Source organism: Caballeronia sp. ATUFL_F1_KS39, from assembly GCF_023630985.1.
Classification (GTDB): Bacteria; Pseudomonadota; Gammaproteobacteria; order Burkholderiales; family Burkholderiaceae; genus Caballeronia; species Caballeronia zhejiangensis.
The window spans coordinates 34511-51038 of record NZ_JALQDZ010000058.1 but is presented as its reverse complement, the minus strand read 5'-3'; the positions used below and the strand labels follow the sequence as shown (position 1 = coordinate 51038).

The 16528-nt window shown below is 60.0% G+C and carries 13 protein-coding genes and 2 pseudogenes; 3 read left to right on the top strand and 12 right to left on the bottom strand.

Annotated elements, in window-relative coordinates:
- The first annotated feature begins 40 nt into the window (after nt 1–40).
- The gene (locus NCR93_RS28965) at nt 41–1084 is read left to right on the top strand and encodes a metallophosphoesterase family protein (protein WP_250532349.1); all 1044 of its coding nucleotides are present in this window, start codon (nt 41–43) and stop codon (nt 1082–1084) included.
- Nucleotides 1085–1183: 99 nt separating this feature from the next.
- Here NCR93_RS28965 and NCR93_RS28960 read toward each other — a convergent pair whose 3' ends face one another.
- A complete protein-coding gene (locus tag NCR93_RS28960) occupies nt 1184–2938 on the bottom strand; it encodes a sigma-70 RNA polymerase sigma factor region 4 domain-containing protein (RefSeq protein WP_250532348.1) in 1755 nt (584 codons plus the stop codon).
- 857 nt (nt 2939–3795) lie between these two features.
- A pseudogene (locus NCR93_RS28955) lies at nt 3796–4488 on the bottom strand (IS21 family transposase); the annotation flags it as partial.
- A 30-nt stretch (nt 4489–4518) separates the two neighbouring features.
- Here NCR93_RS28955 and NCR93_RS28950 point away from each other — a divergent pair.
- A pseudogene (locus tag NCR93_RS28950) lies at nt 4519–4647 on the top strand (IS21 family transposase); the annotation flags it as partial.
- Here NCR93_RS28950 and tnpB (NCR93_RS32075) read toward each other — a convergent pair.
- Genes tnpB (NCR93_RS32075) through NCR93_RS28945 form a run of 3 tightly spaced genes read right to left on the bottom strand, consistent with a single transcriptional unit; the run spans nt 4604 to nt 5485 of the window.
- A complete protein-coding gene (gene tnpB / locus NCR93_RS32075) occupies nt 4604–4888 on the bottom strand; it encodes an IS66 family insertion sequence element accessory protein TnpB (protein WP_350029164.1) in 285 nt (94 codons plus the stop codon). The pseudogene NCR93_RS28950 and the gene tnpB (NCR93_RS32075) sit on opposite strands and share 44 nt — an antisense overlap.
- The gene (gene tnpB / locus NCR93_RS32070; RefSeq protein WP_350029163.1) at nt 4848–5009 is read right to left on the bottom strand and encodes an IS66 family insertion sequence element accessory protein TnpB; all 162 of its coding nucleotides are present in this window, start codon (nt 5007–5009) and stop codon (nt 4848–4850) included. Before tnpB (NCR93_RS32070) ends, tnpB (NCR93_RS32075) begins: the two co-directional genes overlap by 41 nt.
- On the bottom strand, nt 4985–5485 hold the full coding sequence (locus NCR93_RS28945) for a transposase (RefSeq protein WP_250532347.1): 501 nt from the start codon (nt 5483–5485) through the stop codon (nt 4985–4987). The genes tnpB (NCR93_RS32070) and NCR93_RS28945 overlap by 25 nt, the downstream gene beginning before the upstream one ends.
- Before the next feature lie 177 nt (nt 5486–5662).
- Here NCR93_RS28945 and tnpB (NCR93_RS28940) point away from each other — a divergent pair, with 177 nt between their 5' ends.
- Nucleotides 5663–5953 carry an IS66 family insertion sequence element accessory protein TnpB gene (gene tnpB, locus NCR93_RS28940; protein ID WP_350029162.1) on the top strand — a complete coding sequence of 97 codons (291 nt, stop codon included), beginning with the start codon at nt 5663–5665 and terminating at the stop codon, nt 5951–5953.
- Between the two features lie 64 nt (nt 5954–6017).
- Here tnpB (NCR93_RS28940) and NCR93_RS28935 read toward each other — a convergent pair whose 3' ends face one another.
- From NCR93_RS28935 to NCR93_RS28905, 7 genes are all read right to left on the bottom strand, one after another.
- Nucleotides 6018–7586, bottom strand: a complete 1569-nt coding sequence (locus tag NCR93_RS28935) for a coproporphyrinogen-III oxidase family protein (RefSeq protein ID WP_250532346.1) — start codon at nt 7584–7586, stop codon at nt 6018–6020.
- On the bottom strand, nt 7583–10243 hold the full coding sequence (locus NCR93_RS28930) for a methyltransferase domain-containing protein (RefSeq protein ID WP_250532345.1): 2661 nt from the start codon (nt 10241–10243) through the stop codon (nt 7583–7585). The genes NCR93_RS28935 and NCR93_RS28930 overlap by 4 nt, the downstream gene beginning before the upstream one ends.
- A 24-nt stretch (nt 10244–10267) precedes the next feature.
- Complete coding sequence (locus NCR93_RS28925) at nt 10268–10981, bottom strand: methyltransferase domain-containing protein (protein ID WP_250532344.1); 714 nt, start codon at nt 10979–10981, stop codon at nt 10268–10270.
- Entirely contained in the window at nt 10978–11898 is a 921-nt protein-coding gene (locus tag NCR93_RS28920; protein ID WP_250532343.1) for an MbnB/TglH/ChrH family RiPP precursor modification enzyme, read from the bottom strand. The genes NCR93_RS28925 and NCR93_RS28920 overlap by 4 nt, the downstream gene beginning before the upstream one ends.
- Nucleotides 11899–11948: 50 nt before the next feature.
- Nucleotides 11949–12161: a hypothetical protein gene (locus NCR93_RS28915; protein ID WP_250532342.1), complete on the bottom strand. Its 213-nt coding sequence runs from the start codon at nt 12159–12161 to the stop codon at nt 11949–11951.
- 499 nt (nt 12162–12660) lie between these two features.
- Nucleotides 12661–14232, bottom strand: a complete 1572-nt coding sequence (locus tag NCR93_RS28910) for a Dyp-type peroxidase (protein ID WP_250532341.1) — start codon at nt 14230–14232, stop codon at nt 12661–12663.
- Nucleotides 14233–14235: 3 nt separating this feature from the next.
- Nucleotides 14236–15591, bottom strand: coding sequence for a DUF8225 domain-containing protein (locus NCR93_RS28905; protein WP_250532339.1), 1356 nt, complete (start codon nt 15589–15591; stop codon nt 14236–14238).
- Between the last annotated feature and the right edge of the window lie 937 nt (nt 15592–16528).

Genomic DNA, 16528 nt, shown 5'->3' with positions numbered 1-16528 from the left:
GCGTAAACAAGTTGAAAGAACAGCTCCAGTGGCTCCGCGTGTGATCAACCATTCGGTGTTCCAGACTTCCATGATCCTTATCGCGCACATTTCCGATTTGCACTTCGGCGACAAGCTTATCAATCGTGGCCGCGGCCTCGTGCCTCATCAACGCCCGCACGATATCGGCAAGTGCATGCAGTTACCGTTCGACCTCGACACGGCGATGATAGAAGCGGGCGCGCCCGACGACGCCGACATGCACGTCATCGTTTCCGGGGATCTGTCAGTATCGGGGACGAGCCAACAACTCGCGGTTGCACATGCCTTCCTCCGTTCGCGACCTGCGATTTCCCGTCTTACTGGTCCGCACGGCAAGATAGGCCTCGATGTCGCCGCCGATTTACTCGGCGCCATACCGGGAAATCACGATCATTGGGATGGCAATCGCACTACGCTGACTGCCTACAATTCCAATCTCTTCGTGGAGCAATTCCGAGCGACTCCCTGGGCGAAAACCTGGTCTTCTTCCTCCTCTGAACTGGAGATCGACGTATTCGGCATTGATTCGAACTCCGGATTGAAACCCTCGAACCCATTCTCGGTGGCGAAGCGGTTGACGGGTTCGATGGCCCGGGGGCGCATCTCCGACGAAGAATTCAAACAGCTTGAATATCACCTGACCCAGAGCGTCACCAAGCCGTCGCAGACACCGACCGTGCGGGCGATAATCTGCCATCACTCGGTCAGTCATCATGGAGGACTGCTAGGTACGCTCGAACTCGAACCGGCCTCGCGAGACCGATTACTTACGATGGCGGCGGACTATTGCGTGTCGGCCATTCTGACGGGGCATGCGCACATTTCGCATTACTGCGTGGTGCCTGCCATCGATTCCACAGGTTCCGGCTGGAAGGTGCATGAGTTGAGGTGCTCGGCGACGGTGGGTTGGCCATCGGGCAAGGAAGAGACCGGGTTTCTCTTTCACCGCATCACTCACGATGGTGACGACTGGACGTGGGATGTCTGGCGATACGGCTGGAATGGAAGCGGTTATGTCAGCGCCCTGCCCCGTCCCTGGCAGACCATTCATGGAACGTTCTGACGCATAGCCGCTCAGCCGTTGCGGATCCTTTCGCGCGCAACCCGCGTCTGCAAGCGTCAGGCCGCGGGCCACATCAGCACGCTCAGGGAGCGTGCCAAATCAGGCGTCGGCATAGGGACGCGTCCACCTAAGGACGATCCCGCCATCCGTATTCGTCTCTTCCAGTCTGAATTTCGGCAGAATGCCCCATCCTTCCTGTAACCCTCTGACAAGGCATTCGGCCAGCAAAGTCAATCCGGGCCCGCTGAAATCACCGATGACCGAGAGCCTGTGGCGCACCAGCGAAAGCAGCGGCACGGGTTCGACGTCGAGGCCTTCACCCGTCCAGTCAAACACCGCGTCCTCGGGACGTTCGCCAAAACGGATTACCAGCGTGCCGCTGCCTTCCCTCCTGCTTTGTCGCGGCATGGATTGCTCGAGCGACCCGCTGACGGCGACGAGACTGTCACGCACGCGTTCGGCGAGGTCTTCGTCATTGAAGTCGACGCGGACGCCCCAGTCCCTGGCCTCGCGTTTCCATCGTTCGACAAATGGCCTGACGCTCTCGAGCGATTCCTGCGCGGCGTTGAATAACAGTGTTGCCCATTGTTGATCTTTCTCAGATACATCAGCGCGCGGCACCTCAGGCGCAAAGATCGTTGCAAGGTCAGATTCGAGGGCTTCGCCGGCATTGGCGAGCCGGTCGAGCTGACTGATCAGCAGCTCACGGGCGCGCGCAAGCGAGATCGGGCGGGGCAGCCGTTCGCCGCTGATGCGCACATCGTCCTCGTCATGGCGTTCGAACTGCAAACGATGGTTGAGGAGTTCTTCAGTTAATATCAAGGCAAGAGAATCAGATTCGTTCGACATTTTCAAAGCTCCTCTTGATGCATTTGGTTTCGGCAAAACTGTCCGTCGCCTGAGCGACGCGGCCACCTTATTTGCAACGAGGGACGCTCGACGTTTCAGTTCAGAACGACTTAACCCCAGCCTGCGCGCGGCAGCGTCGATATCGTCGTTCTCTCTAAGCAATATCCTTGCGAGCTTCAAATCTTCGGCGGAAAGCAACCCCTCGACGCGCAGTTCCGCAGCCAGATTCATGACGCCCGAGCTGACTGCGAGGCGCGCGTAATAGGTATTCGTGCGCAGCCTTGCGGCCACTTCCCTGACAGCATGCTCACGGTCCGACAAACCGAAGTAGAGCGTCACGGCTTCCTGCTGCAGGCGCGGGAGACGATTCAGCGCGGCCGGCAAAATTTCCAATGCACGATCCCATTGCCTGGCTTCTAGCAGTTCGTCGGGCAAGGGCGACGGGTCCGCGACGTCGAACGCCAGATCGAAATTTGCTTCCAAACGATGCGCCAGCACCGCGTGGCGAAGCGCGAACCTGTACAGGACCGTGCTCAGCCATGCGCCCTCTTTGCCTTCTCCGCGTATCGGATCGAAACTCCTAATGGCGGTGCGCAAGTGCGCGTTGACAAAAGCCGTCGAGATATCGTGAAGCTCAGGATAGTCCAGCCCGACACCCGCCGAATTCAGACGCCGCTTGACTGAATGAATGGCGAACGCGCCGCAGTCGACGATCATCAGTTCGGACAGCGCCGCGTACGGGTCCCACGCCGGTTCGAAAGGCAGGCGCAACGCGGAAAGCGGCACCAGCCGCTTGTCGGCAAATTTCGCCGCGCCCTTGCTGATGGCGTCGTCGACTAGCGACTCGGGAGCGTCGCCCTGCTCTGACGGTCCGATCCCGTGCGATGCCGCCATCGTCAACGCGTTGGCAATCACGAATACCTTGCGCGCAGGCGAAAACGAGCCTCGCTCGGCGAGGCTCCTCGCCCAGGCGAATATGCCGGTGTCGGCGTAAAGCGAAGTCATGGCCTGATGCTGCCGCGGTGGCGGCTGACTCTAGGTTTCATTGTGCTAGTTGGGCAGAATTCTGGCTTGTATAGGGATAATTGGAGCCATCATCGAGTTATTCAAAAAAACGCGCAAAAAAAAGAGGGCACGCCGCGCGGCGGAGCGACTGAGCACGCCACAAGCTTTCTTTCATGCGTTAATTCGGCAAAAATTTCCGAAACGGCGATGCGCCAGGGAAATGTCGACGTTTTCATTGTTCTTTTTCTAAGGCTGAGTTCCGTGCGCCGGTAGACACATCGATGCAGGGCCGAAGCCGCGCCATGTGCGCCGCGCCGCATGCCGATCGATCGCGCTCGGGCTTCTGCGACAACACTCTCACAGCCCGATTGTTTTACGATAGTCTCAGATATCGTTCATACGCCGACGAGGCATCGGTCTATCGCCACCACATCGCGCGCGATGCCAGATAGGATCGATGGCGCTTGCCGTCCGTCGGCTCGATGCGCGCCGTCTGCTCGGGCGCGCAATGCGGAAACGAACCGACTCGTTTAAGTACGCTGCGAGTGTCGCCTCATGGCCCGGTCGCTGCTGGATGAGCCTGCGTGTCGTCCAGTTGACCATAGCCAAAACTGACGGTCCAACGGCGCTGGCTAGCCGTCCAAATTTTGTCAGAATAAGGTGATTCGTGATGGCACAGTGATCGCAGTAACCTGTGTTAATAATTTAGAATAACGTACGATGAACAGACGATAAATTCATTTATGTAAGGCGTCCGAGCGGGTGCTGAAGACAGAACGCGTGATAACTCTCGTTATCAACGGTGCGGTTTTTCGGAAAGCGAGAATCCTTGAAACGCTAAAAACCATACACGCGCACACCTTCAGACGATGACCGATGAGGCGCGACGGCGCGCTGTACGGAATGCCGCGTATGGTGAAGGTGCTGCAGCGTGTAACGCGCGCTTCTTCCTCGACGAAATCGGTTGTGCGCCTTAACGGCAGATCCATGAGCAGTTCCCGCTCAAGGCGGAACGCGGCTGCGTTCCGCCGGTTGCGACGCATGACGACCCCGCGCAGAAACTCATCATAGGCCGCACGATCAACGAAGTCCCGATGGCCGCGCAACATCAACGCCTGGTCGACAGCTTCCTTCAAATAGCGATGCGATGACTCCACGCTACCGTTCTCGTGGCCCAGGCCGCGATTGTTGCGCGTCCCGTTCGTACCGTAGTGCTCGTCGAGCAGCGCCGCATAGCGCACCGTGAAGTCGTCTTCATCCGCGAGGTTTCTGAACGCCGCGGACAGACTGTCGGTGCGATGTTCGCGCGGACATCCCCCGGCCTGCCATAGTGCATTTTGCAATCCCATGGACAGTGCTTCGAAGCTCTCGCCGCCTTCAACGACATTAGCGTATTCCCAGCGCGAGAACACGAGCACGAAGTGGTACAGCCGGTGTTTGAATGGCACGCCAGCGATCGTCACTTGCAGTTCGGCCATGTCGGTGAAGTCGGACAGGCCGCGTGCGCCAAGCTCATGCAACTGCGGGAAGAAGACTTCCTTCGGTGGACCGGGCGTGAATACTCGCTCCTAAGGCCATAGCACATCGTCTACAACGCGAAGCTCGTCGCATTCGCGCAGCACTATGGCTTTGCTCCGCGCGCATGCAAGGCATATCGCGCAAAGACTAAGGGGAAGGTCGAACGCTCATTTGGCTCGATCCGGCACAACGGATGCCGGAAGACGCCGAGATTGCCAACGTCTTTAACAGCGTCCCGAGGCAGGTGCCAAGCAATCCCTTCTGATCCATTGAGCCGGCCATGAATCCGAGTCCCGAACTGAACACTATCCTCAAGCAACTACTGCTGCTCTCCAATCGTTTTATCAAAAGCCAGAAACCACTGCCGTCCCAGCCAAGAATCTTTATTCGGTCACGACGTCGGTTTCCGAAGATGTAAAGCGACGTGTCCATCGGATTTAGGATTTAGGCGCATCGACTGCTCGACGAGAATCGACAGACTGTTCATGCCGTAGCGGAAGTCGACAGGATCGCGGTGCAGGTAGACCTTCAGATTATCGTCGAACCGGAACACGGCATCCTCCCGAGCATCTGGACCACGGTGGTCAGCTCGTCGATGGTCGCCTCTGCGATGTCGGACTCAACACCGTTGGGCAAACGTATGTGCAAGGCAACCGCGATCGATGGTGCGCGCGCGGACACCGCAGGTTCAACCGTCACAGTCCCCGGAACGACCGGTACAAATGGTGATGACACGTCGGGCGCGTGAGTCCGCAGGGTCGGCGGCATGGCATCAAGCGATGCCCTGTCTGCTGGCCTCAGTTCCTTCTCCGCCGAATTCTGCGCCGCATGTGTCTTCTGATAGCGCGTGATCCACTCGCGCAACAGGTTCGGGTTCAAACCGTATTCCATCGCCGTACGCGCTATCGAAACGCCGGACGTCATGCACAACTGGACCAGTTCCTCGCGGGCTTGCGGATCGTATTCCCGGCGACCATCCCGCTTCGCGCCGACTACCAGACGGCTACGCAAATCTCGATCTTCTGTCATGTACTCTCATCCCAGCTGTCCACGTGGACAGGTAGCATCAGAAGCATCAGAGAATCACTCGTCCATTGCTAGGGCGTCCATGAAGGACCGCATACTGCGAAATCGAGGTGGAGATCGCAAACGGCGTGTGAGGATTCGCGGCCTGTCTGCCGAGCGCGCTGAAGCGTTCCTGCAGGAATGCCTGAAGTGATCGCGCTGCCGGCAGGTACGCGCGTTTGGCTCGTGGCCGGCGTGACAGACATGCGCTGCGGCTTCCAGGGGCTGGCCGCGAAAGTGCAGACAGCTCTCGAAGAGAATCCGCTGGGTGGCAACGTATTCATCTTCCGCGGCCGCCGCGGCGATCTCGTGAAGCTGCTTTGGGCGACCGACGATGGGCTCTGGCTGCTCGCAAAACGATTGGAGCGAGGTCGGTTTATCTGGCCCCAGGCTGACGGTGGAAAAGTCCAAGTCCATCTGTCGAGCGCATAGCTGTCGATGCTGCTCGAAGGCAAAATCTCGCGGTGATTTTTTAGAAGAGCGCTCAGGGATCAGGTCAGGCTCGTATCATCGGCGGGGGCGATGCGCGGGCGGCTACTAGATGCACGGGTCGTACCGCTGGATCCAGCCGGGCCGCCAGCGCCTGCCGCACGGCCGGACTGAAGAACAGTGCCAGAGTCTCGTCCTCGAACAGTCGGCCGAGTTCAGTCAGCCGCAAGCCGGATGCGCCGTTCCGGCCTCCATCGGGTTCGAGAATTCCGAGCGCGCTCAGCCTGTCGGCCTGTTCCCGGTAGAGTGCAGACTGGTGCGGCATGCTGGCGGCGATCGCGCGCAGCGCGGCATCCTCGACGCGGCCATTCCGCAGCCCGGTCGCGTAGGACATCGCCAGCCGCTCCGCGTCGTCAATGAGGCGTCCAGTGGCGATCGGGAGCACACCGGATGACAGGCGCTCGGCGTACGCCCGGAGCTGCGTCGCGTTGCGAAACACGTAGCCGTGGCAATCATGCTTCTCCGGCGACGCGCCGACGTGCGAATAGGACGCGACGCCGACGCCGATCAGATCCCGCGACGCCGACGTGCGGATCCGCTTGAACGGGTCGGCATAGTGGCGTGCCCGCACGAAGCGGTTGCCGTCGCACCGGTGATAGCCGAGCGCTGCCATACCTTGCCAGATCAGGATGCGCCCAAGCAGCGTCGCGTGCTCGTCCTCGAAATCGTCGCGCCGGTCTTCCGACTGGTACCAGTCGCGCTGGGGGCGGTCGGAGAAGCGGCCGTGATACCACGTGAGATGGGCCGGGCGCAGTTCCGCGATCACCTTTAGGTTTCTCCAGGTTTCTTCCGGTGAGCCTTTGTACAGACCTTGGATAAGATCGAGATTCCAGTTATCGAAGGTGTCGTTGGCGATGCGTGCGGCGCGCATCGGCACATCACGCTTGTAGCCACGCCCGCCGTATTTCAGCACGTCGTCGTCGAACGATTGCACCCCGAAGCTCAGGCGCGTGAAACCGTGCTCCGTCAGAAAGCGCAGCTTGTCGAGGCCGTCGGGGGCGGTGATGGTGAGCGGGCTGCCTTCGATGCATACCTCGGCGCCGGGCAGGATGTCATAGCAAGCGCGGATCGCGCTTATGAGATCTCGTAGTGCCGCCTGTTCGAGTATCAGCGGCGTGCCGCCGCCGATGTAGATTGACGACAGCGCCGTGCCCGATCGCGCGAGCCGTTCGCCCCACAGGGCCAACTCTCGTTCGAGCGCGTAAAGGTAGCGCGTCACCGCTTCGTTGTCCGACTTCGATGCGCGGGCCTTGCCCGGATAGTGCCGCACCGTGTAGTGGCAGAACGTGCAGCGGGTCTCGCAAAACGGCACGTGCACGTAAAGACTGGCATCGCGACCGAAACGAATAGCGTTCAGGACAGCGGCTGGTTCGACCGGCGTCAGCGCGTCGATCGGCGGATATATCGCCAATGAATGGGAGCCGCCGAGCACGCTGCGGCTGATTTGCAAGCCAGCGGCGTGCAACGCCGGCAGCACGTCGGGGATGCCGAAGCGGCGCAGGGTTGCACGTGCCGCGCTAAACGCGTCGGTGCGCGATTGCAGCGCGGTCCGGCAGGGGAGTGCATCCATGTTCATCGAATGCGCTCCGCAATGATCGTGAAGCATACGTCCGCGTGCGGACCCGGGTCCCCGTCCTCAGTGTAGGTGACCTCGAACGGATTGACGAGGCGCGGCATATAGTGCTTGCGCCACGCGGTCGCCCTTTCGCCGACCAGCGTCGACGTGGTTTGCCCCCACACTCGCTCGACGACGATCGCCAGATCCGGGCGGGCGAACGCGTCCTGCATCCATGGGTAGATGTCGTCGAATTGAACCCACGGCCGGGCGAGCCGGGTCAGCGGCAGCCGCACCAGCCGGTGCGTGACGGCGATGCGGCCGCCGGGGCGTACGACGCGGGCCATCTCGGCGACCATCGCCGGGCCGAGCCCCAACTGCCAGATTGCGCCGGTCCACTCGTTGACCGCGGCATCGGCAGCGCCGTCGGGCAACGGCAGGCGCTGCGCCAGCCCGGTGCGGAACTGCAAGTTTGTATAGCCCAGTTCGCAGCCGAAGCGGCGTGCCCGATCGGTCACGCAGCGCAGCATCTCGATCGACACGATGAGGCCGTCGGGACCGACGTGTGGTGCAAGTCGGCGTGCCACACGACCGTTGCCGCCGCAGACGTCGACGACGACGCTACCCGCCGTCAGGTTTAGCAGTTCCGGGTGGTTCGGCAACAGGTCTTCCCGAAGCCGCACGAGCTTTTCCTCGGCGCCCGGGCTCTGGCTGAACGTGTTGTCGCCCTCGAAGGTTTTCAGTAGCGGTACGCGCCAGCGCAAATAGGCAAGACGAAAACGCCGGGCGAGGTCGGATAGCGCGCTGGGGCGGGCCGACGACGCGTGGCCGAGCAGCACTTCATCGCTCGGCAGGTTGACGACGCTCACGTCGCCCAGCGCGTCGTCCATCGCGCGTACGGCCTCGAAGACGCTGACGAAATCGGCCGGACACGGGTCGCGCCCGGGCCAAACCACGTCGGCTTCGAGGGTCAGGCACAGGCCGCAGAGGAACGCCGATTCCGCCCATGCGACCGCGCGCTCGCGCGTCGCGGCGTCGAGAAACGTGCGATCTGGCGTCATCCGCGCGTGCACAGGCACGCACGCGCGCGTCAATGCGTCGAGCCCGCTTATCGGCCGCTCTGGCGCGGGCCACGGCACATCGACGATCATCCCGGCGCCGAGGCGGCGCAGTGACTGGATGACTTCCGCATCACAGGCCGGTTCGGCGACCTGTACCACCGCGTGATGCACGCGCAGCCGGCCGGCTTGCCGCAGATCAGCGAGCGCGGCGAGTGTCGGGGCGTGGTCACCGGGACGCGTGCAGCGCAGATGCAGCAGCGGGGCGGTCGGCTCAGCCTCAATCCGGGCGCTGATTATGTCGACCGATGCCCTATCCAGCCTGAACTCGACGGTGTGGCAGAGCCCGGACCAGCGGCGCGCCGCGGCAGCGCGGCGCAGTTGCGCCAACCTCTCGGCCCACGGCGCTTGCGGCGCGATCACGTGGAGGAAGCCGTGCTCCTGCAGCGCGGCCAGCATCGTCTCGACCAGATGTCGGTCGTCGAAGCCGTCGCGCAACTCGCCGACGCGAACTGGCTGACGTGCCAGCCGGGCAACGAAGTCCGCCAGCCCCTCGCCGGGCGGCACGGCCATGCCGACTTCGACGTAACCGTGGCAGAGAAAGCGATGTTCGGCGATCTCGTCGTCCAGCATCTCGACGGCCGGATCGAGCATGACGAACTGGTCGTCGCCCAACGTATCCTGCCGCGTCCGGCGCCGCCTCTCGTGTGCACCCTCGTGCTCTTGATGGACTACGCCGAGATCCGCGAGCTTGCCGATCACTTCACGTGCTTCAGCGTTAGACAGCGTGCCCAGTGCCCGCGTCACGTCGGAGGCGGTTCTCGGCGTGGCGAGCTGTCCGAAGACGCACGCCGATCGCTCGGATAGCTCTGCGTAAGCCGGCGCACTGTCGGCATCCGGGAAATAGATCAGCCAATGCCGGGGCGACGGGGCCAACGCTTCGGCGGGATCGTAGCCGTAAGGGTTCTCGAGCCACGACGTGAGATCGTGGCGCGATGTGGCGACGACGGCGGCCTGGGACGCGACAAAGCGAGTGGGATTCGCGTAGGTCGCGTCGCCGAAAGCCGCGGCACTCGCGTTCGGCCAGCGCTCCACCGCGATCTGGCCGAGACGGCGGGCGAGCGCGATCAGTGCTTGATCTAGGCCCAGTACGTCTTGGTGACTATGCGCGGCGAACTCGGGACGCGTCGCGAGGTATGCGACGAACACGCCGGCGAGGCGCCAGAAATTCGGACCATCATCGATGTAGCTCTGCCTGCGGGCCAGTTCGTCTGCAACGGCGTCGACGTCTAGGCCGCTCGTCAGCAGCAGACGCTGCGTGAGCGGTACACGGCTGAGCGCAATGCGGGCGATGCGCACCAGGCTGCGGCGGTACATCCGTATGTTGGTTGCCGTCGCCCGCGGCGTGCGCGCGTAGTCGGCAGCGACGGCGCGCTCGGCGGCGCTCAGACGCGCGAGCACCGCGCCGTCGGCATGATTCTCGCGCGTGACCGCATCCGCCAGGCGATCGTCGCTAAGGATTCGTCGCCACGTGTCCCATACCAGACGGGCATCTAGGACGCCCTCGTCGCGATGCGCGCTTGCCGGCTCGCGAGTATGAAAATCGCTCCGGGTATCCATGCTCGAGGGTCCCCTCGGTGAACGCTACTTGATGGCCAGGAACCCCTCGAAACACAGATATTTCATGACGGTCGTCACGTCGACGAATCCCGCACGCTTGAGCAGTCCTAGGTTACCTTCCGTGGAAAACGGCTCTAGGACGCTCTTGAGGCTCGACGTCTTGTTCAGGATCTCGTCTGCCGAGAATCCCTCGCGCCGCTTGTAATCGTTGTAGAGCGACACGATCATGTCCTGGAATCGCGCATCCGGTGCCCGGACCTTCTCGAACAACATGAAGGCGCCACCCCAGTTCAAGCGCGTGTAGATCCTGTCGAAAACCTGCTGTCGGTGCTTGGGCGGGATGAACTGTAGGCAATAGTAGGACACGATTAGATCGGCTTCCTTCTCGAAGCCGTATAGCCGCGCGTCGCCGGGCACAAGCTCGATGTTGGGGAATTCCACGCAGTATTGTCGCGCCTTAGCGATCATCGATTCGACGGGATCAATGCCGATCCACGTGATGCCCGGCTTCGACGCATGATGCTCCGCCAGCTTGCGCAGCAACTGGCCGGTCGACACGCCGATTTCGTAGCAGACGCTATCGTCGTGGCAGAAGAAGTCGCTGAGTTGGCAGACCAAATCATGCCCCGCGTCGTAGTGTGGGACCGATCGGCGGATGTGTTCGACGAACGTATCGGCGACGTTGCCGGCAAACGTCCAACTCGCCGGTGCGACTTCGATGTCCTGTCCGACTTTCATGCAGCCTCCTGGCAAGTCGTTTGACGGCTACCGGGACCATACGCCTGATCCCACGCGCTGCGTGCGCGTTCAAGATCCGCGAGGATGGCGTCAACGGAGCGGGGGATGTCGAGCACCCCGTCGCAACGATGCAGCGCGTCGGTCTCGTATTCGAGGATCACCGCGCCGGGGCGGGTGCGCGACAGCACGTCGTCGAGCAGATCCCATACGGGCTCGACGACGGGGGTGTCGTGCAGGTCGTGATACTGGTTGTCGAGCCAGCGTCCGCCTGCCATGTGAATGCAGGTGACGCGATCAAGTGGAATCGTGTCGAGGAAGCGTGCGATCGAGTAGCCAACGGCGCCGTGGTTTTGCGCATTGGCGTATAGGTTGTGCAAGTCGAGGTGCAGATAAGTGCCTGCCCGCTCGACGAGGCGGGCGAGAAAGTCTTCCTCCTGCATGTCACTGCCGGGACACGTCCGGTAATAGGCCGCGTTCTCGTGCGCGAGCGGGACTCCGTAGAGTTCTTGCAGCGCGCGCGCGCGCGCCGCGAGCCGATCGGCCTCGTCCCGCGTGAACTGCAGCGGGCTACTCCATACGTCGCACCATGATGCGTCGCTGTAGAAGCAGTGATTAGAGACCCACGGGACGCCGAAGGCCCGGGCGAGCGGCACATGGCGCCGCACCGCCGGCGTGCTCCCCAACGCATCGAATCCGAAGTCGCCGCCGTAGTTCGAGTGCCCGACGAGCGGAAAGCGCGCGGCAACCTCATGCATTGTATCGACCATCGTCGGCAACATGAGTCCTGGTCCGTCGAGCGGGGCCATCATGCCGTCGAATAGAATTTCCAGAACATCGAGGGGCTGATCGAGAAAAGGAAACCAGTCCATCAGCGACGGATTGAACTGTAGTCCGACTCCAAGTATTGGAACGCCCATGACCTCGTCTTCCGTCCGTTAGTCCTGGAGCCGGTCCCGTGCGACGCGGGTCAGCTTGCGGCGCATTTGGCGGCGCTCGCGGCGCAGTGCGCGGCGTTGGCCGCGCATTTGGCGGCGGCCGCCGCGCATTTGGCCGACGCTGCCCGCGCCACCGCGGCGTGGTAGGCGGCTGCGCATTTCGCCAGTTCCGCCGCGCACTTGGCCGCAAGTTCGGCCGCTTCGGCCGATTTCACCGATAGTTTCTTCACGTCGTCTTTCGCCATGGGACTCTCCTTTTCCAGTTGTGGAGCGCACGTGATCCCAGACATCGCTGACCGATAACCGCAATCCATCAGGACCGGGAAACCCTCACTGAAAAGGTGATCGACGGAACTTTCGAACTTTCAGTGACGGATGAAAGGGATATGAATAACTTCATATCCGCAAATTCATTCAATGAAGACGACAGGTTGAACCAGGGGAGTCGCATCACGTGACTGGGTCGGTCCGTTGTGCGCATGCCGGGGTGTCGACATGATTTTCTCCTGCCTTGTCGCGGGCAATCGGCATTATCCTCTCTTAAACGAGAATAGCAGATATTCCCTGCAAATCCAGATCGTTTGCACACCTCACTGCCGCGCAAACGAGCCGATCTGCAAATTCTACGGATGACTCGATTCGGTATACTAAATATCAATAACTTTATACAGGATTCTGACCCGTAGAAGGGCTGGATATTGCCGTTCGTTTCACCTGACCGATCCAGAACATCTTCGATTCCAACTATGCGAGCAGGACTTCTTCTAGGGCCGTTTTCGAGGGCGTAAAGAAATATCCGCCGCCTGTAGCCGTAACCCAAGGGGTGTGGGGCAGATTTACCCGCTGTTGCGATGCCCCCAGAATGATATAGCGTTGAGGAGAGTTAGCTAGCTGGCCGAGGATGGGATCGATACCGTTTCCCGGGGGGGGTGCGAGACCAGCATTGGGGTTAGCCGTATTGTTCGCCCACTTCTGAAGTAGAAGCTCGAATTGTTCGCCGATCGACGCCTGATAGCTCAGGAAAAGCAGACCGCGATCTGCTCCTGCGTCTGCGTCTGAAGCGCCGGTGGCAAGTGGCGGCCCATACGCTATTCCACGGCGCAGAATTCGATGGTTCAGAGTCGTCGGAGGGGGGCCTTGATCAGTTCCCAGCTTGCGGGGATTGACCTTTCGAATGTGCGCTGCTTGCGGGCAAATAGTGCCGAGAGCATCGAGTTCATTGAAGTCGAAAGCATTGTTTCGCTTGTCATCGTCAGCGAGCGTCTTATCGTCATGATCGGTTGCTAGCAAAATCGGTGCTCCGCTCTTCCAACGCCCCACGAGCATCGCTCCGACATGATCCGATGTAAGTGTGCTGAATTCGGCGCTCTGACGAAGTTGTGCCCGGGTTGCTTCTAGGAAATTTTGAAACGCACGGACGTCCTGCCGAAGTCGCCGATAAACAAGGAACGATCCGTTGCGGGCCCACCATGGCCCAACGACGTTCGGCACGTCGGCGTAAGGTTTCGGTCCAAGCGGATAAGGATCGCGCGACGTACGGAAGTCACCACCGGCTTGGCAGTCGTAGCCGAGCACGAATTCTCCAGGCCAAACAAGAGGTGCTCCCGTGGTCGATAATTCGGGTATTGCGACGCTCGCTTCCTGATTCGTCGGCCGATCGGTTAAATAATCGCTGATACCTTGTGACACGCGGCCGCGAACCGCAGGCTGGGACACCCCGTCCTTAAATCCAAAGTGCTCGTGACCGGCTAGTTCAGGGCGCCCGTACGACTTAAGGTTTCGGCCGATATCTGGATGGCGGCAAGCGACGGCATGCTTCGCAGCCTTCTCAATCGTAGCCGCGACGCACGCATCAACTTCGCCGGCGACGTCACCTGCGACGATAATGAGCGCATCGGGGACGTTGCCACTCTGACCGAATTTCCAACTGCTCGCCTCGCCAGGCGTACCGATGGTAAGGGGGTCGAAGATCCGGCCCGTCGCATCCGGCAGGCCCGCTTTGAAGATCGGATCGAACGTACCGGCCTGCGGTGTCAACTTGGCGATGCCTGGCCAGGACAACGAAATGTTCGTCCACAAGGAGGTGAGGCCGATCGGTTCCTCACCCGTTAGAGCAAGGCCCGCCTTAAGAGCCTTCCGAAAACCATGCACTTCGGAGAGCCAGGTAATGCTCGGCAAAAGTTCCGCGAGCCACTCCTTCGTCTGGCGCACGTCGTCGCCGAACCAAATCGGCAGCACACCTTGAAAATCCTTATTGAAACCCTCAAGAATATTGCCTTGGATTTCGTCGGTATCGAGAATGGGCTCTTCGATCATGATCTATCGATGAGATGCGCGGATGAGACCGCCGGATGGTTGTAGCGACACCACGTCGCTAGGCGGCAAGACAAATCCTGCAGCAAGGAGGGACTGTTGCGCCGTTGCGTGGCATGGCTGCCCGAAGGGTACCGCGGTGATCAACTCCGGATGGCCGTGCGTAGGACACGGGCTGAACTTGCAAGGAATGGCGTTCTGAGCAGGCGCACCTGAGACGGCAATCGCGTAAAGCGTCATCTGCACAAAGTCCGCGATTTGCCCGCCATATTTGATCTGCTCACCCTTGTAGGTGAGGTCTCCGACACGTAGTTGCTTGCCTTGATGCATCGTACCCGGCGGAATTGCGAATCGGGCGCGCACGATCATGTCCGTCACCTCGGCAGGACCTGGTCGAAGGACGGTCCAGCAGGCCGCTTGATCGGGAAACGGCGCGCCGTTGAGTGAAAGCTGATTGTCGACCAGCCCTGCTATATACAGGCCGATGGGATTTCTCAGCGCTACGCGACGGCCAAACTGAATGACTTGTTGATTAACCGCGTGGCCAATCGTCGGATCACTCATCCGATTAATTCCACCGTAGGCTGCGCAGCAAGCCAAAGCGGGGTCATCGGTGACCCGATTCGGAACACCATAAGCTTTAGTCGCATCTTGGGCGAGGCGAATTTCCGCACCAAGCGTGTTGGCAGTCTGTGTCAGATGGACGGCGTTTTTAGAATTCCAAATATTGTATGGGTTGTAGTCTCCTTTTTTGTACGTTCGAGACACCGGCTTTCGAGTGTTCGGATCGAATTCATTCGGATTGGTCCAAATTAGATCCTTAGGAAAGACTAAATCATCAATTGTAATTGCAGTTGAATGACATATTTCCTGGTACATGTCGACAACAAGGCGATCGTCTTGCGAGATCAGATTCCAATATTCTGGCCCTTCGCAAGTGAACTCGACTTCTGTGACAACACCGTCGGAGTCAGTTCGCGTTACCCATTCCAGATATTCGTCCTGCGGTCGATACCATTGGCCCGGAACAGCCTTACCCATACTGTCGCGAAACGGCACCGTGAAATTGCCCTGCGCGAGCGGATCGAAGCCGCCCATTGCGATGGGATGTTCCACCATCGCAGCTGCCTCGCTAATAGTGCTGGTCATTCGCTTTATCGTTCGAGGCAGGCCAAACCAGATCGGTGCTGCCTGCTGAACCGCTTCGTCCATCGCCGGCAGTTCCAGCGCGTCGAAAGCTGCAGGATAGCCCTCCACGTTGACGGCATCAGACATAAGCCGGTGCCACGCGTCATACATATCCTGAGGCTTCGCCGATTTGTCAAAATCCTTTAGCCTCGCCGGCGGCAGATATGTGTTCATCTAAAATCCCCTAGGTGTCGCGAATGCGATCGACTTGACACTACCAAGGCACGAGGACATCGCTATCTATCCTGTCAGTAATGGCGCAAGTTCTCGTCCGGGCGCGGTCTAGCTGACATCCCGTCTGCTCTCAGAAGCGGCAACTCCGAATAGCACGTTCGATCTCAATGTTGAGTGCGAACCTGCGAGCAGGACGTTATGGAATGTGACAGTTTATGACTCGACTTTCAGCCGCCTACTTTCAGGACTTCGCGATCGAGCCGTGCGTGCCGATTCGGGCCTAAGGCACCGTCAGTCCCCGCATAGTCTTGACCGAAGTTCTGTACGAACGCATTGATGAAGTAAGCAGACTTTCATCCGTCCGATTAGCGGAATGATGGCGCGATCAATCACGCCACTCGTCGGTACAAACCCTCTGAGACTTGGCGCATACGGCGCACCTGGTGGACCCGTAAATTGAGCACGCAAGTTCCGAAGCTCTTTCGCGATGATCTCCACTTTCTCTCGAAAAACTCTTGTCAACATACCTCGTCTCTTGCGCTACAAAAGCCTTTGACTATAAGGAATAGTGCACCTCGCGCGATTCAGCAAATTTTTTTACAGTGAAGTCGGAGTGAATGCCGCCTCTGACCGTTCAGAAGCGTCGGACCAATGTCTACGTGTTTTGAATGGCCGCAGCGAACAGCGCCACGATACGATGAGTCGCGCCGCCGTAGAACATCTTTTATCTTACGAGTTCTTGTTCAGGTCTATTAAAGCCGTTCGCTTCGGCTAAATGCAACAACCTCAAGTAGTCCTTGTCATACTCAAGTAACACCTTGGCAGGTGTCGGCTCCGGTATGTGCGGAAGCCAACAAAGAAGGTTGCCTTGACGCTCGTTCCCTTGTCACGTGAGTCATAGACTGTTTGCGTGTGACCCGTACGATGCCTGAGGATG

Bases quoted from the DNA above. Each gene is read 5' to 3' on its own strand.
- NCR93_RS28960 (WP_250532348.1), bottom strand. From the start codon at position 2,938: ATGACTTCGCTTTACGCCGACACCGGCATATTCGCCTGGGCGAGGAGC.
- tnpB (WP_350029164.1), bottom strand. From the start codon at position 4,888: ATGGACACGTCGCTTTACATCTTCGGAAACCGACGTCGTGACCGAATA.
- NCR93_RS28945 (WP_250532347.1), bottom strand. From the start codon at position 5,485: ATGACAGAAGATCGAGATTTGCGTAGCCGTCTGGTAGTCGGCGCGAAG.
- tnpB (WP_350029162.1), top strand. From the start codon at position 5,663: ATGCCTGAAGTGATCGCGCTGCCGGCAGGTACGCGCGTTTGGCTCGTG.
- NCR93_RS28935 (WP_250532346.1), bottom strand. From the start codon at position 7,586: ATGAACATGGATGCACTCCCCTGCCGGACCGCGCTGCAATCGCGCACC.
- NCR93_RS28930 (WP_250532345.1), bottom strand. From the start codon at position 10,243: ATGGATACCCGGAGCGATTTTCATACTCGCGAGCCGGCAAGCGCGCAT.
- NCR93_RS28925 (WP_250532344.1), bottom strand. From the start codon at position 10,981: ATGAAAGTCGGACAGGACATCGAAGTCGCACCGGCGAGTTGGACGTTT.
- NCR93_RS28920 (WP_250532343.1), bottom strand. From the start codon at position 11,898: ATGGGCGTTCCAATACTTGGAGTCGGACTACAGTTCAATCCGTCGCTG.
- NCR93_RS28915 (WP_250532342.1), bottom strand. From the start codon at position 12,161: ATGGCGAAAGACGACGTGAAGAAACTATCGGTGAAATCGGCCGAAGCG.
- NCR93_RS28910 (WP_250532341.1), bottom strand. From the start codon at position 14,232: ATGATCGAAGAGCCCATTCTCGATACCGACGAAATCCAAGGCAATATT.
- NCR93_RS28905 (WP_250532339.1), bottom strand. From the start codon at position 15,591: ATGAACACATATCTGCCGCCGGCGAGGCTAAAGGATTTTGACAAATCG.